Here is a 15,869-nt window from a genome sequence, read left to right on the forward strand (position 1 = left end):
GCACGTGGCCGACGCGAGCAATCCGGCGGCCGGCGATCAGATCGCCGCCGTTTACGACGTGCTCGAGGAGCTGGGGATCGAGGCCAAAGACACGATCCTGGTGCTCAATAAGGTCGATGCCGCGGAACCGCGGAATTTGAATGGTCTGCTGGTTCGCTACCCGAACGCTCTGGCGATCAGCGCGCGAAGCGGCACCGGGTTGCCGCAACTGGCCGGGGCGGTGAGCGACGCCATCAGTCGCGGATTCGTGGATGTCGACGTCGAGACAGGCGTGGAAAACGGGCGGCTGCAGGCGTTCCTCGCCGCGCATGGCGAGGTGCTCTCCAAGAGCTATCAGGACAGCCGCGTCGTGATCCACTGCCGGATCGCCGAGAACCATCTCGGCCGCATCCGCGAGGAGGCGACGGCGATCCGCCCGCGATTGAATGGGCAGAGCAACAACGGGCAAAGCGCGAACGGCCACGCGGAAAACGTACACGTCGACAATGGCCCGCCCCACCCGAGCAAGAACGGCCACGTCCGCCGCAAGATTCCGCCGAGGTAACGATCCGTTGGAGTTCAGGCTTTAGCCTGCGCGGGTGCCATGCTCACGCGAGCGCCAACGGAGTATCTCTCGCCAATTCACGCGATCGCTCGCGTGGGCTTGTTCAGTTGACATCGCGTCCACAAAAAACATGCCCACGCAGAGCCGTGGGCATGGCACCCCGCACCTACCATTGATTTCCCGTGGCTCATCGCACCATCCCTGGTTCTCGATCACTCATCACGGGCGCCTCCGGAGGGATCGGCCGGGCGATTGCAATTGAATTGGCCCGACAAGGATCGCGTGTCGTGCTGATCGCGCGGCGTGAGGAACAACTCAAACGAGTTGCCGCCGAGATTTCCGCAGCGGGCGGACAAGTGGAATGCGTAACCGGCGACGTGACCGATCTGGCCGTGCGACGAGCCGCGCTCGACCGAGCACAAGAGCGATTCGGCGGTCTCGATATCCTCGTGAACAACGCCGGGATCGGCGCCTACGGCCGCTTCGATGAGGCGGATCCCGCGCGGCTGCGGCGGCTGTTTGAGGTCAATTTCTTTGCCGCGGTCGAATTGACCCGCGAGGCCTTGCCGCTCCTAAAGCAAGGCGATCGGCCGATTGTCGTCAACATCGGCTCGATCCTCGGTCATTTCGCCACGCCGCGAACCAGCGAATACTGCGCGACCAAGTTCGCTCTGCGCGGTTTCACGGATTCGCTGCGGGCGGAGCTGTCCAAGCTTGGCATCGACGTGCTCTTGGTGAGCCCCGGCACGACCGAGACCGAATTTTCCGAGCACGTCGTCGAGCGCACCAGCGGCACGCTCTGGCCGGAGCAACGGGGAGTTTCGGCTGACGCGGTCGCTCGAGCCACCGTGCGAGCCATCCGCAAGGGCCGCCACGAGACTATTCCCAATTCGCTTGGCCGCCTGATCTGCGCGTTGAACCGCCTCTTCCCCGGCGTCGTCCGGCGAATCCTCGCGCGATACGGCTGACATCCTCGCTCCGAGGCTCCGCCTCGGAATGCACTGCCGCGAAGGCTCTGCCTTCGCATTCATGGCGATGCAAACTTCTCGGCAGCCAACCATTCGGCAACTAGTTGCCTGGATAAAACGTAACGCCGCCACTACTACTCGCAATGTGATAGCCTCCTGAATGCGGTCCTTCGCCAGCAGGTTGCGACAATAAATCTACTTCGGGACTTTGCACCCAAGCAATGCGGGACTTGAGCGTAACGTCGCCCAAAAGGAACGAGTAAGGCGGTTGGGGCAAGAATGCGTAATGGCTCGCTGGAACGGACGGGACGTTACTGTCTCCTTCCCAAGCAAATGGGCAGCTCATTATCCGTGGTCGGCGACCAATAATCGGCAAGAGAGATTGCTGATTGACGTTCGGGTTACCTGTCAATTGAGCAGCGAGCAATCTGTCCTCCATAAACGGCAGGATTGCGATCGCCCATCCGCTCACGGCGTTCGGCTGAGGAGGGTCGGGTAATTTCTTTCTCGCCTCCAAAAGGTGCGCCATTGCCGACGCGAGTTGGTGAAGGTTGTTCTTGCATACGGCATTCATCGCCGCCTCTCGCGCTCGTTGAACCGCTGGCAGTAGAATGGCGAGCAGCGCTGCAATAATGAATAGCACGACAAGGGTTTCGATCAGCGTGGCCCCTCGCCGCGAATCAGACGGCTTTGCAATTCCCTGGATCATGCCCCATGCTTCCCCGTGTGTGATGGGCCGGGAATCGAACGAATCTCAGAATGTCCATCAGTCTAACATTCTGGCAACTGAGAATGAATGCTCATCGGACCTTGAAGGGAATTCAGCGGCGATCGTATGGCAGGGCCGTTCATGCAACGCGTTTCCTGGCGAAGCCGGCGAACGACGGCGCAGAATCAAATGTCCGAAGTGTCGCCGTTGAGGTCTTCCTCGGCGACGTGCCCGTCGGCCGCGAAGACGCCGGCGACGCGGTCTTCGAGTTCGCCCTCGAATTCCTCGGCCGACCAGCCGCGGCGAATGCGGCCCAAGATGATCCGCTTATGCGCCGGATCGGCCCGATGTTGGAGAACGACCGCCGGCCGTCGCACGGGAGGTTTCATCGGCTCGACGATCACGCTCGGAACAATCGGCTCACGGGCGACGATCTCCGTGGCGATCGGCAGAGCGGCCGGCGGCGCCTCGCGCCGCGGTGGCTCCGGTGCGATCGCAACGGGTGCAACGACGGGTTCCGGCTTGGGCCGGGACCGCCGTCGCTTCGGCGGTTCCGCCGGCGCGGCTTCCAACTCCGCGTGCGGCTCCGGCAACTCCGAAAGATCGGCATTGCTCGGCAAGCGGCGCACGCGAACGTCGAGCGATTTGAACATCGCGGCCAAATGCTCGTGGCAAGTGAAGACGAGGAGCTGATGCCCATCGGCGGCGAAGTCGCGGAGCACGGCGGCCGCCGCCCGCGCCCGGTCCATGTCGAAATTCACCAGCACGTCGTCGAGCACCAGCGGCATCGAAGCCCCGCGGCGGGCATACGAGCCGACCAACGCCATCCGCAGGCTCAAGAACAACTGCTCGCGCGTGCCGCGGCTGAGCACTTCGATCGGCAAGGCGTGGCCCGTCGAATCATCCACCCGCAGCACGTCTTCGCCCAACGGCGTCCAGACGCGGCGATACCGCCCCCCGGTCATCCGGGCCAAATAGGCGGAGGCCTCGCGGAGCGTCTCGGGCTGACGGTTTCGCTCGTAATCGTTCTTGATGGATTCCAATATCATTCGTGTCGTGGCGAGCACCTGCCACCGCGATACAGCCTCTTTCAATCGCTCTTCAATCACGCTCAACTCCAACTGTTTGCGGCCGATGCCGTGATCGTCCGCGAGCGCCCGCAACTGCTCATTAAACTGGCCGCGTTGCTCGAAGAGGCTGTTCAGTGCACGGCGAGCCGTTTGCAAGCGCTCGGCGGCGTCCGCGCGATGCTGGGGAAACTGCTGCCGAGCGGCGCCGCCAAGCAAGCCGGTCAACTCCGCGTCGGCGCAAACGCCCGCGCAGGCATCCTTCAACTCCCGGTCGAGAGCGTTGCGGCGGCGGTGCAATTGGTCGACTTGGCCGCGTTCGGCGGCGCGGCGGGCAAATTCCGCTTCGTCGCTAACTCCCGCCCAATGCAAGAGCGTCGAGCGCCGCCGCTTGAGGCGACTGAGTGTCAGCCGGTATTTCTTCCGCCCTCGCCGCAGCTTGCGAAGTCGCCGGCGGATCGAATCGCGGCGCGCGACCAGCTTCTCCTGTTCCGCTGCCTGGCGCCGCAGTTGACGAATCTGCTCGACGGGTGATGCACTGTCGGGCAACAACTCCGCGTCAACAAACAGCGGCTCGATTCGCGCGGCGAAGGCAGCCAGCTCGCGCTTCCGGCGATCGCGCTCGTCGCACGCTTCGCGCAACCGGCGCTGGGAATCGTTTGTCATCGAGCTATGGCGAATGAGTTGGCCAATCTGTTTGGGTGCGAGATTCTTCGGCAAGCCGGCGGCAATCAGTGCCGCTTGCCAGCGGCGGTGGGCCGCCTTGAGTTCATCGCGAGCTTCGGCCGCCCGCTTTTCGGCGGAGCCGGCCTCTTGCCCAGCGGTGGCGCGTTTGGCGTCGTGCGGCATCAGGTCTTCGAGCTTTGCCAGATCGGCTTCGGCCGCTTGGAGGCGCACCGTGAGATTGCCGCCCCCTTTGGGCAATTGCTCGTCGAGCGTGTCGCGCTCTTGCTGAGCTTGCTTGGTTTGGGCTTCGAGCATCGTAAGCTGCTTGCGGCACGAGTCGAGCTGCCGCGCCGCCGATTTTTCCAAGAGCCACTTCGCGGCTGCGGCCGCCCCGAAAGCGAGAATGCCCAGCACGGCGAGGGTCCCGCCGAACGAGCCGAAGATTTTCGTCGGCAAGAACAGTCCGATCACCACCAGCAGCACGCCCAGCACGAACACGCCACCGAGGCTGGCCAGAATCCACCCCGGCAGAATCTGCCGTTCGAGCAGCTCGTGGCTCTGCTCTTCCAAGTCGGCCCGATGCCGAACCATGCGATCCAGGCGGTCGTCGAGTTGCACGCGGCGGCGGAGCTGCGAGGTCAGATTGCCCGCCCTTTCGAGCGCGGCGGGCAAATCGGTCTGGCCGGCCGCGAGCAACGCTTTTTCCACGGTCTCATGGTGATCGGTCGCCTGCTCATGGAATTGACCGACCGCCTGCTTGGCTTCGCGCGCCGCACGGCTTTTGGTCCGCAGATCGGCGGCCGGGGCGCGCAGCGCGGCAATCGCTTTATGGGAAACGCCTGCTGGCAGTTTCGCGACGCTCGAGCCCGGCGAAGCGGCGCTCTTGCCAGCCCCGGTTTCCCGTTGCTCGACTTTCGCAACGGCCGCCTCGGCGTCGCGTAGCTGTTGCTCGGCGGCGACGATCCACGACTCATTTTCCGCCAAGGCCAAAATCCGCGGAGATTGCTTCCAGAGGGGCTCGTTGACTTGGAGGCTAGCGAGCTGATTGCGCTGCTCCTTCCATCTGCGGCCGATCCGCTTCAACATCCGGCGGCAGCCATGGAGCCGTTCTTTCAGCCGATCCATCCGCGCCAGCGCATTCGGAGGCAAACTACTCGGCGGGCCCACCGCGGCGATCTGCTCGTCGAGCGCGGCGCGGGCCTGCCACTTCGGCTCGAGCGAAGCGGCCAACTCGACGACGCGTGCTTCGCGCTCCGCTTCCGCGGCTTCGGTTTCCGCGCGGGCAATCTCCTGCGCGAGACGATCTCGATCGCCGGCCAACCGCCAATGCCGTGCCGTCAACGTGCTGAGTTCATCCAGTTCGCCTCGCAGCTTGCCGCGCTTCGCCACCAGCTCACCGATTTGCGACGGACGATCGTCGGGCGAAAGGAGCCGCATGCGCGACGATTCGAGTTCGCGCATCACTTCGCCCAGCGACACGCGGTCCAAGCCGGTGGAAAGATCGTAGAGCAGTCGGGCGACCGCCGTTCCATCGAGTGTTCCAAGTTCCTGCATTTCGCCAAGGCCGACGGCAAACACATTATTGAAAACGCTCTCGTCCACGTCCGCCAGCAGGTCTCGCAACTGCGGATCGCCTTGGATCGTGCCATCGGCGGCGGCGACCGTGACCTCGCCCAACGGCACGTTCGGGCGATCGATGCGGCTCACGCGAAACCGGCCTGCCGGACTCGTGATGCCGAGCGAGCCGCTGCCACGGCCACCGTGCACCGGCGGCAGATACCGCGCTCGTCGCTCGGGCGAGAATCCATACAGCATCGCGCGCGCGAACTGCAGCAGCGTCGTCTTGCCGGCCTCGTTCGGACCGTAGAACACGTTCAATCCGGCGGAAAGCTCCTGCAATTCGAGGCCGCTCCACACGCCGAAACCGTCAATCTTCAGATCGTCGAATTTCATCACGCGAGTTCCTTTGCACCGGCGTCGTCGGGACGAAGCAGCTCGGACCCCAAGAGCGCGGCCTTTCGCAAGATCGAGCGGCGCACGGCCGGCTCGACGATCGTCGCCAAACCGGCCCATGTTCCGGCCCGTTGCTTCTCCGAAAGATAGGGCTGCACGTCCAGCGGCTCGGCGTCCGAAATCTCTCGGCTCCGCACAGCCCGCAAGAACTCGCCCAGCAATGTTTCTTGCTCGAACCATTCGTCGGGCAATGCTGGCGGCTCAATTTCGATCGATAAGGTCCAGGCTGCCGGCGCACGAAAGCCGTATTCGACGCGCAAGCTCGATATCAATTCGGCCGGCAAGGCGGTCCGGCGGGCTTCCTTCAGCAGCGGCCCGTCGCCGGAGATGGTCCAATGGATTAGCAGCGTACGGTCGGGCGTCGCGGCCGTGAGCGCTTTCAATCGTTCATGGAATAGAGGGTCCAACTCGTCGCGCGACGTGCCGGCGGCGACGATAATCCGCTCCTGATGCCATCGAACCACGTCGGTCGCCACGGGAACCAATTGAAACTGCGACGCCTCGTCAACCTTTACGAGCGTGCAGCCGTGCGGGCCGATTTGCGCGGGGCAGCGTCCTTGAGGGCTACCGGCAACGTGGGCCACGCGCTGCGGATTTGAGAGCGCGAGCGGCGTTGCGCCGTTCGCGGCGCCACCGAGGGCCCAATAGTGCACCGAATGTGCGGCTAGCGCAGTGAAGTCCAACTCGCGCGGCACCACCGCAATCGTGAACTGGTCGTCGGCGCCCGCGGCGAATTCGTCGAGAAACACCGCAGCGGTCTCGCCCGTTCCGTCGGAGACGGTTTCATCGAAGCTGCGACCAGAAATCTGACAAATGGGAATTCCATCGCGAGAGTGGACCAATCGCTCGACGCGGTGCCCAGAAAAAACATGCACGTTTCGCGGCCAAACCAAGCTCGGCGGCCATTGTGGACGACAATCGGTCTCGCTGGCCGCCCAGTAAACGGCGATGCCGCGCTCGGCCAGGCGCGCGAACTGCTCATACAAGAATGCCAGGCCCCGTGGGCCGGAGCGATTGGGATGCACCAGGTTGCCCGCCAGCAGAACGAAATCGACCGTTTCGGAAATCGCCAGATCGAAGACTCGCGTCGCCGCGCGGTAGGGAGCGTCGGCGAGCAATTCGGCCAGATGATCGGGAACTTCCGTCAACCCATAAGGGGGCTGTTCCAGATGAAAACCCGACGCCTGAAGAAATCGAAACGGCTTGCTCAGCATATACGCCTCCCTGCGCAATGGACGATGACTGCACCGTGTCTGCAGGGAACGCCCTCCGCGGCGCTCCGGGCCGAGTGCGGCAAACGACGCAGCCGTGCCGCGACAATTGGGGAGTTTAGCGGAGCACGGGAGATCGTGCTATGCCGTTTGGGCTTGCAGATGCTAGCAGTCCGCTTGTACTGCCTTGGAGCGGCCAATTAAGATGAAGTGGTCGGTGGCTCGACAACACAATCTGCCTCGCAGCCGCACGATCATTCCTCGCTTACCCGCCAATTCCCCGATTCTCCGATCGAGCATGCCTAAGTTCGCTGTAGTCTTTTGCCTAGCGGTCAGCTTTGGCGCGACGATGCTGGCAGCCAGTTCGATCTTGGCGGAAGACATGCACTATACGGCCGTCTTCACCGACGGCAACCGGATCACGGGTGGGCATCTAACCGACTGGGCGAACAGCAATCAGCCGCGGCTCAACGGCAAGCCGCTGTTCGATCAATCCAATCAAATCCGCTGGCTCAAGAAGGAGACACCTGAGCAGGCGACGCAGCCGGCCGCGTTTGTCGAAATGTTCGGCGGCGATTGCCTGCCGGGGCGGGTGAGCGGCTGCGGCAGCAACTCGACGCTCGAAGAAGGGGAGTTGCCGGCGCATCTGATCGTCGAGCCGACGATTCCTTTGACGTTCCTCGATGGCATGCAGCCATCGTCGAGTGTGCGCGTGCTAACCCGATGGTTGCGCCGGATCGTCTGGGAGCGGCGATCGAGCGACCAATACGAGCCGGCCACGCTCTTCTTCAAGGATGGCCGGCAGCTTTCGTTTCGCGCCATCCGGTTCAATGCCACGGGTGTCTCGGTGCTGACGGAGAGCGAGCGGCGCGAAGTGCGCTTCGCCGATCTGGCCGAATTGCACATGCCGCGGCTGGATTGGTGGGACGCCTATTTCGAACAAGTGGCGCTGCTCACGCCCGATTGCAAAGAACGCCTGACGAGATTGGAAACGCTCGACGGGCTGAAGGTCACTGCGTCGGCCGACCGCGTTCAGCCGATGTTTTGGGGCGATCCAAACAATCCCGAAAGCTGGCTCCCCTGCGTGCAACCGGCCTGGTCGCTCGATCCGCTTTGGGTTCGCTATCCGCGGGTGCTGACGCGGCGATTCTTCGGGCCGCATCAGGTGCCGCTGTCGCTCGTCGAACCGAGCGACATCAAATTGCGATCGGCCCTAGCAGCCGGCTGGCGGCCGCAGATCGATCGAAACGTGCAGGGAGGCCCACTGCAAAGTGGCGGGCAAGAAGCGGGTTGGGGTTTGGGGATGCACGCCTACACGGAGATGCACTTCCCATTGCCGGCATGCGTCCAATCATTCCGGAGCCGCGTCGGCTTGGATCAGGTCGTCGGCAAGGGAGGCTGCGCGCGAGCGATCGTTTACGCCAACCAGGCAGAGGGCGAGCCGCTATTTCGCAGCAAACACTTGATCGGCTCCGACGAGACGGTCGACACGGGCACGTTGCCGGTGGGCGGGTCGGCCGGAGCGGAGTTGATCCTGGTCGCACATCCGGCCCACGCCGACCGTCCCGAGGGGGCCGATCCATTCGACATTCGCGACGTGGTCGATTGGCTCGAGCCGCAGGTGAATCTCGATCTCGGCTCGCTCCGCACGGAGGTTCACGACCGCTTGGATCGCTTGCTGCCGGGCTGGGACGGGTGGACTGTTGCCGGCGGCGGCAAGGAAAAGATGACCTGGCTCAGTCGCTGGGACGGCGCGAACCCTTACGATCGGCGATTTCACTTCGAGTTCCGTCCGCAAGACGCCTCGCTCACGCTCACCCGCAATCTGCAATTGGAATCCGATCAGAACTGGTTGCTGTTCTACGCCAGCCGCAATCCGGACGGCGGGCAAACCTCGCCCACCCAAATGATCGTCCGCATCGACGGAAAGCAAGTCGGCGATTTCGACGTGCCGGCCCGCTGGGGACCGACCACGCCGCTGGCCGTGCCGGTCGATCGATTCCACAACCGTCCCATTGCGCTGGAGGTGCGATTTGTTTCGCGAGGAGACAAATCATTCGTGGATTGGCGGTCGATGGCGATCGTCGATAAGCTGCCGAGCCTGGCGGAAGTGTTCGAAGATGCGCCCCAGCCGCCGATTCAATTGAAATCGAGCGACGGGCCGAATACGGGCGACGGACGCAGCAGCGTCGTCCCGCTCGACCGTTTCTCCGGCGACACCAGCATCAAGGTCGCCGGCGAAAAAACGCAGGTCACGCTGACGAACCTGAGTCTACCGATCCGCGAAAACCCGCGATTCGGCGAATACCGCTATATCTGCTTCGCCTGGCGAAAGAAGGGCGGGTCGCAGATTGCCGTGGATCTGGATTCTGTTCTCGGCGCCGATCTCGGCCCGCAGCGCGAAGACCGCACGCAGCTATTGAAGCAGATCAAGCGATTGAACAATTCGTTGGCACAGGGACGGAAGCAGCTCGACGCATTGCAAGCGCTGCAAAAGGAGCATACGCTCTCGCCGGCGCAAGCCGGAACGCTTCAGAACTTGGAGCAGCGCGAGCAATCGGGTCACGTCGATCTTCAGCAACTCGAGCTGGACTTGGCCGGCGGCGCGAATGCCGCGCGCGGCGGCACGACCATGCACTCGCGGTATTTCGCCGGCAATCCGCCGCAGACGCCGCCCGAGCTGCGCGCCATCCGCCTGGCAGATCGCGCGCCGGAGCAATGGACGCTGGTCGTTCGCGATCTCTATCAGGACTTCGGCGGCGGCGAGCTGAATGGCATCACTCTCGCCAGTCCCGACGGCGACTACGCGCTTTTCGACCACATCTATCTCGCGCGAACTCAGCAAGATTTCGAGCGTTGCCCGCGGCAAGCCCCACCAATTTCGGTCGGCAACTAACGGCAAGCGTCGTGCCTAGGCCGTGAGCGGCGGCTCGGATTCGGCGAATTCCTGATAAGCCCGCGAGATCGCCGCGAGATCGGTTTCGGCGGCGGCAAAGATCCCCCGAATCCGCGAGCGGAGGATGACGCCTTTTTCCAGGCGCTCGGCGAAGAGGCGGTGAGCCAGGCGCAACGTGCCGCTCTGGCCAACGCGTTCGAGCGTCGAGTGACGGAAGTCGGCCGGGTGGACCATCTCGATGTAAACCATGCGAGCATTCGCCGGACGAAATACGAAGCATCCCGTTGCGAGGTTGGCGTTGACCAACTCGGAAGCGCTGGGGATCGGCAGATCAACAAAGCGACAATTATTGCTTTCGGTAAGTTGGCTAATCTTGTTCGTCGCGAGGTTTGTCTCGACCGCCAGAGCCGGATCGCTATCGAGCAAGCTGGTTTGAATCGACAGGATCAATTCCAGGGCGGCGATCGACTGATTCGTGTTGTCGGCCGAGTCGAACGGCAGCGCGGGCAAGAGCCGCCAATAGATCTGCGCGCGGAATGGATTGCCCGCCGCCTCGCCATAGACGGCGACAAGATCATTGCCGCGCGAAAAGAAGTCGAGCGACCGCTCGTGGGCAGATTGACCCGACGCACCGGACGTGGACACCTCTCCGACCGAGTAAGCCGAAGAGAACGGAGGCAGCTTGACGCGAAATAACGCGCCATCGCTTATTGCCGCGCCGCGCACCTCGAGACGGCTGACACCGGCCGACGGATTCAGCAGATCGATCTCGGCTCGAAACGTCGCGGACTCAAGCCGCGCCGTGTGGCCGTCGATTCGCCAGGGAGAGGATTGCATCGCGCGTTTGCCGGCTCCGCGAGAAGGTCACTCAACGAAAAAACCCCGCCGTCCACTTGCGTGAAACGGCGGGGCCGGAACAGAGAAGAGGCCAAGCTTGGCGACGAATAATGTTATAAGGCGTTCGCACTCGATCGGCCCAAATTCGCCGATCTCTTCACTCGCTTGAAACCCTTCAACTCGCAACACCCCTGATGATACCAGCTTCGATGCCAGTGTCCAGCATCTTGCGAAAAAATTGTCAAAATTATTTTGCTCGGCCGGGTTTGATCGCCGCGAGCGAGATTCGAGACGGATCGTGAATGGCCACCGGGCTAGTGGATATTGTCGCAGCCCAGGTCATGGCGGCCGGCATAGTACGGTGCAAATCGATTCCGTCAACAGAGACTTGCCCTTGTTCGCCTCGCATTGCGTCCGGCCAGCATTATAATCGAAGCGAAACTCAACTCGGCCCGGAAGCAACCTAATGCCCGATTTCCTAGCGATTTGCGAACAGGCGGCCCGAGCCGGAGGGGCCGTGCTGCTGGAATGGGCAGATCGGTTCAGCGTCCGCGAAAAGGCGCCGTCCGACCTGGTGACGGAGGCCGACATCGCTTCCCAGGAGGTCGTGCGCAGCATCCTCCTGACGGCGTTTCCCGACCACGATTTCTTGAGCGAGGAGGATCCAGTTCTACCGGCAATCGCCGGCCAAGCGCGCGATTCCGCCCGCCCAGCCGGCCAGTTGAACGGCCGTTACCGTTGGATTGTCGATCCGCTCGACGGAACGACCAATTACGTTCATCATGTGCCGGAGTTCGCGGTTTCCATCGCCTTGGAACAAGCTGGCGAAGTGCTGGTCGGCTGCGTATTCAATCCGGTGGCCGGGGAATGCTTCACCGCCGTCCAGGGCGGCGGGGCGTTTTTGAACGGTCGGCGATTGGCCGTGAGCCAAGCGACCGAATTGTCTCACGCGTTGGTCGCGGCCAGTTTTCCGCCCAAGGTCGAACCCGGCTCGCGCGTGCTGAAGGACTTCGCCGAGGTGATCGTCGCCTGCCAGTCGGTCCGCCGGACGGGATCGGCGGCCTTGAACCTCTGCTACGTCGCCGCCGGCCGATTCGACGCCTATTGGGCCCGCGAGACGAAGATTTGGGACGTCGCCGCCGGATCGCTCCTGATCCGAGAAGCCGGCGGCCTAATCACGGGCTTAGATGGCGCCCCTTTCCACCTCGATCGCCCGCAATTCATTAGCGCCGCGACCGAGCACCTTCACCGGCAATTGCGGGCGATCGTCGGCTGAAGCGATTCCGTCGGACAGAAACACGGGTCGCGGACCGACAGCAATCGCAGCATTAAAGGCAATACCAAAAGCGGGTGAGCGCCGCCAGACTTCTGCGTTTCTTACGCTCGCGAAGCCATGCTGTGCGGGCCGTGGCGGTCACGCGGGTCAGACCGGGACAATTGGACATACCGCTTGTCTCTAATGCTCTACACCCCCGCTCGTCGCCCGCCGCGGTGTGCTAGCTTTTCAATACGGGTGCCGACACTCGATCTCAGCGCCAGAGATCGCAATAACCACCGCAACGCGCGCTCGCCCACTCGCGCTTCCCTCTCCAAATTGAGGACTCTGCAATGAAGAAGGTATTATTTGCATTTCTATGGTTTGTCGTGCTTTACTTCGTCGCTTGCTTCCTGATAGGGGCCGTCGCCGGCGGCATCGCCGGCTCACACCATCCGGAAAGCGTCGCGGCGGCCCAACAGGCTGGAATGATTGCCGGCGCTCGAGCCGTGAGCGAATATCGTCTCCTGATTGTCGCCGGAGCCATGTTGCTATCCGCAATGGGAAGTGTTGCCGGTGTGCTGCCCGGGACGCGCGAACGCACGGCTTAATCCTGGCCAAGCCATCGATAATAAATCGTCCTGGTCGATTCATGTGCTGCCATGGGAAGTTTGCTAATAGATGGACTCCGGCTTGAGGCGCCGCAGGCATGGATGTTCCGTTCGATGGGCAATATGATTCTCGCACGGCGAGATTCAGGCATCGGTTGCCTTCAGATATCGCAAGTCTACCGTCACGATCTGCGCGGCGCAGCGACACCTGAGGCTTGCTTGTCGCTGGCACAAAAGTTTGTCTCTCGTGCCGGGATGAGTGCGCCATTCGACGCCACACAGATTGCCGATGGCGGATCGATGTTCGGCGGATTCAGCTATCTAATTGGCAAAGATTTTGGCAGAGTCTGGTATCGGCTAGCGCATGAGGAACTTGTATTGGGCGCGTATGGCTGCTCACGAGAGAAGCAGCAGGCGTCAGAGATAACCGAGTGCGAGTCTATCATGATGTCAGCGCACTACGCGGAGTCAGACGCCTGACCATGCGCCGTAGGCGGGGAAAAGAGGGATAAGGGAAAAGAAAGCGGAAAGAGGGGCCAAAACTTTTGAGCCCTTTTTCTTTCGATCGCTTGTATGCCGCAGCCGCTTGATTGCGCTGCTGGCCCGGCATATAAGCTATTCATGCCTAAATCGCCGTTCTGGCTGGTGTTTGCCGTGCTGCTGTGGCGTTCGTTGCTTGCCGCGGGGGCGGAGCCGGAAGTGCCCCGCGATCCGTTGCAGAATCTCGAGCGCACTTGTTTTCAGACAAGTCATGCCTATAGCGACGCCGCGGATTTACGATCCGACGTCGCGATTGTATACGGCATCGATCGCAGATTGCCCGAGCGAATCCAATCGTGGCGCGAGCACGGTTATCGCGTCCACGTGATGACGGGCGCGGCTTGGGGCAACTATCGCGAGTATCTCGACGGCCGGTTCGACGGCGCGAGCCACGACGACGAAGCTCAGACCGACCGCGACGGGAACAAAATCCTTCACAACCGCGACATTCCTTACATGTGTCCCACGGAGGGTTACGGCAAGTTTCTTTGTGCCGGAGTGCAGCGAGCGCTGGATGCGGGCGCTGAGGCGATTCACCTCGAAGAGCCGGAGTTTTGGGTCCGCGCAGGCTACTCCAAAGCATTCCAGAAAGAATGGCGCAGTTACTACGGCGAAGATTGGCAGTCACCCGAGACGTCGGTCGATGCCCAATGGCGATCGGCGAAGCTCAAATACTATCTCTACCGACGAACGCTTCAGCAGATCTTCAACTACGTGCAGGATTACAATCGCCGCACCGGCCGCCATGTGCGCTGCTACGTCCCCACGCACAGCCTGCTCAACTACGCTCAATGGCACATCGTGAGCCCGGAATCGAGCCTCGCGCGGCTGGCCGGCTGCGATGGTTATATTGCCCAGGTCTGGACCGGCACCGCGCGCACTCCCAACGTGTTTCGCGGGCAGCTTCGCGAACGGACGTTCGAGACGGCGTTTCTCGAATACGGGGCGGCTCAAAACCTGGTCCGCGCCACCGGGCGGACCGTTTGGTATCTGAACGACCCAGTTGAAGACAATCCCCGGCACAGTTGGGACGACTACCGGCGGAATTGGGAATCGACGCTCACCGCCTCGCTCTTGCAGCCGGAGGTTTGGCGCTATGAGGTGAGCCCCTGGCCCGAGCGGGTCTTCGCCGGGCATTACCCAGCCGCCGGCAATCCGGAGGTTCGCGAACCGATTCCGCCGGCCTACGCCACCGAGGTGCAAACGGTCATCAACTCGCTCAACGACATGAATCAGCCGGCGGTGGCGTGGGACTGCGGTACGGCGGGGATCGGACTGCTCGTGAGCGATTCGCTGATGTTCGAGCGCGGCGAGCCGGGTTCGAGCGACCTGCACCTGAGCAACGTCTACGGCCTGGCGTTGCCCTTGTTGAAGCGCGGAATGCCGATCGCGCCCGTCCAGCTTGAAAACGTCACGGTCCCGAACTATCTCGACGGATTCCGCGTGCTGCTCCTCTCCTATCACGGCATGAAGCCGCTCGACCCCCGGGTTCATGCGCCGTTGGTCGATTGGGTGAAGCATGGCGGAGTGCTGATCGTGTGCGACGACGATGGCGATCCTTACAATCGCGTTCACGAATGGTGGAACAGCGACGAGAACCGCCGGGGACCGTCCACGACTTCTCCCTCTCCCTTGACGGGAGAGGGCCGGCCTGCCGTGAGCTTGTCGAACGGGGGTGAGGGTGTGGCGGAAAAAAAGGGGACTGTCCCCCTCTCTGTGGGCGGTTCTCGGAAAGGCTACAACTACGCGACGCCTCGCGAGCACCTGTTCGAGCAATTTGGACTGAACGCAACTGAAGCGGCTTCGCTGCAAGAAGGCAAACTGGCCACGGTCGGAAACGGTCGCGTGATTTGGCTGCGCGAGGATCCGGCCGGGCTTGCTGCGAGCGCGAAAGGGGAAGCCCGACTGATCGAAACCGTCAAGAAGGCCGCCGCGAGTGCCAGCATCGCCTGGCGCGAGACGAATTTTCTGCTGCTTCGTCGTGGACCTTATGTCATCGCGGCCGGCTTGGATGAATCGATCGGCGGCGAAACGAAGCTGCTGCTGGGACGCTGGATCAACCTGTTCGATCCGGAGCTGCGAGTCCAGGAGACGATCGAACTCGCTCCCGGTTCGCGATACTTCTTGCGCGATCTCATGGCTACCAAGGTCGCCGCGCCGCAGCTCCTGGCGTCGGCCTGCAAGGCGGTGCCGCGCGAAGGCGATGGCGCATCGTTCACATTGACGGTCGAGGGAGTCGGCGACACCCCGGCCATCGTCCTACTCCATTCGCCGAAAGAGCCACGCTCGATCACTCTCGCCGGCCAGCCGCTGGATTCCAAGTCGTTCAAATACTCCTCCGGCGATCACTTGCTCTGGATTCGTTTCGCCAATCAAGCCAAGCCCCGCGAACTCGTCGTACTTTATTGACGAAAAGAAAGCCCCGCGTGCAGGAGGCTGCAGCGCGGGGCGTTACAGGGCTTGAAAAACCCGCCGGTCCGGAGCGGGCTTCCATCTCGAAATCTAACTCGGTCCCATCGTTCGTGTCAATAAAACTTGCGCGGCCGGCGAAT

Annotated in this window: 11 protein-coding genes; 7 read left to right on the forward strand and 4 right to left on the reverse strand. The window is 62.4% G+C overall.

What is annotated here, in order from left to right; translation table 11 throughout:
• Together VGY55_03115 and VGY55_03120 are read left to right on the forward strand one after the other, a co-directional pair.
• Positions 1-544: hypothetical protein (locus tag VGY55_03115; GenBank protein ID HEV2968952.1), on the forward strand; the 544-nt coding region annotated here is incomplete at its 5' end.
• A 182-nt stretch (positions 545-726) separates the two neighbouring features.
• Positions 727-1,512, forward strand: coding sequence for an SDR family NAD(P)-dependent oxidoreductase (locus VGY55_03120; GenBank protein ID HEV2968953.1), 786 nt, complete (start codon positions 727-729; stop codon positions 1,510-1,512).
• Between the two features lie 100 nt (positions 1,513-1,612).
• On the opposite strand, the gene VGY55_03125 is transcribed toward VGY55_03120, so the two are convergent.
• The 3 genes from VGY55_03125 to VGY55_03135 form a co-directional block, all read right to left on the reverse strand.
• Positions 1,613-2,221, reverse strand: a complete 609-nt coding sequence (locus VGY55_03125) for a DUF1559 domain-containing protein (GenBank protein HEV2968954.1) — start codon at positions 2,219-2,221, stop codon at positions 1,613-1,615.
• A 185-nt stretch (positions 2,222-2,406) separates the two neighbouring features.
• Positions 2,407-5,907 (reverse strand): AAA family ATPase, encoded by a 3,501-nt coding sequence (locus VGY55_03130; GenBank protein HEV2968955.1) that lies wholly within the window; start codon positions 5,905-5,907, stop codon positions 2,407-2,409.
• Entirely contained in the window at positions 5,907-7,181 is a 1,275-nt protein-coding gene (locus VGY55_03135; GenBank protein ID HEV2968956.1) for a hypothetical protein, read from the reverse strand. The genes VGY55_03130 and VGY55_03135 overlap by 1 nt, the downstream gene beginning before the upstream one ends.
• A 295-nt stretch (positions 7,182-7,476) precedes the next feature.
• Here VGY55_03135 and VGY55_03140 point away from each other — a divergent pair, with 295 nt between their 5' ends.
• Entirely contained in the window at positions 7,477-10,074 is a 2,598-nt protein-coding gene (locus VGY55_03140; protein ID HEV2968957.1) for an NPCBM/NEW2 domain-containing protein, read from the forward strand.
• Positions 10,075-10,089: 15 nt separating this feature from the next.
• On the opposite strand, the gene VGY55_03145 is transcribed toward VGY55_03140, so the two are convergent.
• A complete protein-coding gene (locus VGY55_03145; GenBank protein HEV2968958.1) occupies positions 10,090-10,911 on the reverse strand; it encodes a hypothetical protein in 822 nt (273 codons plus the stop codon).
• Between the two features lie 466 nt (positions 10,912-11,377).
• Between VGY55_03145 and VGY55_03150 the strand changes: the two genes are divergently transcribed.
• From VGY55_03150 to VGY55_03165, 4 genes are all read left to right on the forward strand, one after another.
• A complete protein-coding gene (locus VGY55_03150) occupies positions 11,378-12,187 on the forward strand; it encodes an inositol monophosphatase family protein (protein ID HEV2968959.1) in 810 nt (269 codons plus the stop codon).
• 332 nt (positions 12,188-12,519) lie between these two features.
• The gene (locus tag VGY55_03155; GenBank protein HEV2968960.1) at positions 12,520-12,777 is read left to right on the forward strand and encodes a hypothetical protein; all 258 of its coding nucleotides are present in this window, start codon (positions 12,520-12,522) and stop codon (positions 12,775-12,777) included.
• 51 nt (positions 12,778-12,828) lie between these two features.
• Positions 12,829-13,257: a hypothetical protein gene (locus tag VGY55_03160; GenBank protein HEV2968961.1), complete on the forward strand. Its 429-nt coding sequence runs from the start codon at positions 12,829-12,831 to the stop codon at positions 13,255-13,257.
• A 141-nt stretch (positions 13,258-13,398) separates the two neighbouring features.
• Positions 13,399-15,726 carry a hypothetical protein gene (locus tag VGY55_03165; GenBank protein ID HEV2968962.1) on the forward strand — a complete coding sequence of 776 codons (2,328 nt, stop codon included), beginning with the start codon at positions 13,399-13,401 and terminating at the stop codon, positions 15,724-15,726.
• The last annotated feature ends 143 nt before the right edge of the window (positions 15,727-15,869 follow it).

This window comes from Pirellulales bacterium, from assembly GCA_035939775.1.
Taxonomy (GTDB): domain Bacteria; phylum Planctomycetota; class Planctomycetia; order Pirellulales; family DATAWG01; genus DASZFO01.

Bases quoted from the DNA above. Each gene is read 5' to 3' on its own strand.
- VGY55_03130 (HEV2968955.1), bottom strand. From the start codon at position 5,907: ATGAAATTCGACGATCTGAAGATTGACGGTTTCGGCGTGTGGAGCGGC.
- VGY55_03160 (HEV2968961.1), top strand. From the start codon at position 12,829: ATGGGAAGTTTGCTAATAGATGGACTCCGGCTTGAGGCGCCGCAGGCA.
- VGY55_03150 (HEV2968959.1), top strand. From the start codon at position 11,378: ATGCCCGATTTCCTAGCGATTTGCGAACAGGCGGCCCGAGCCGGAGGG.
- VGY55_03155 (HEV2968960.1), top strand. From the start codon at position 12,520: ATGAAGAAGGTATTATTTGCATTTCTATGGTTTGTCGTGCTTTACTTC.
- VGY55_03165 (HEV2968962.1), top strand. From the start codon at position 13,399: ATGCCTAAATCGCCGTTCTGGCTGGTGTTTGCCGTGCTGCTGTGGCGT.
- VGY55_03140 (HEV2968957.1), top strand. From the start codon at position 7,477: ATGCCTAAGTTCGCTGTAGTCTTTTGCCTAGCGGTCAGCTTTGGCGCG.
- VGY55_03125 (HEV2968954.1), bottom strand. From the start codon at position 2,221: ATGATCCAGGGAATTGCAAAGCCGTCTGATTCGCGGCGAGGGGCCACG.
- VGY55_03135 (HEV2968956.1), bottom strand. From the start codon at position 7,181: ATGCTGAGCAAGCCGTTTCGATTTCTTCAGGCGTCGGGTTTTCATCTG.
- VGY55_03145 (HEV2968958.1), bottom strand. From the start codon at position 10,911: ATGCAATCCTCTCCCTGGCGAATCGACGGCCACACGGCGCGGCTTGAG.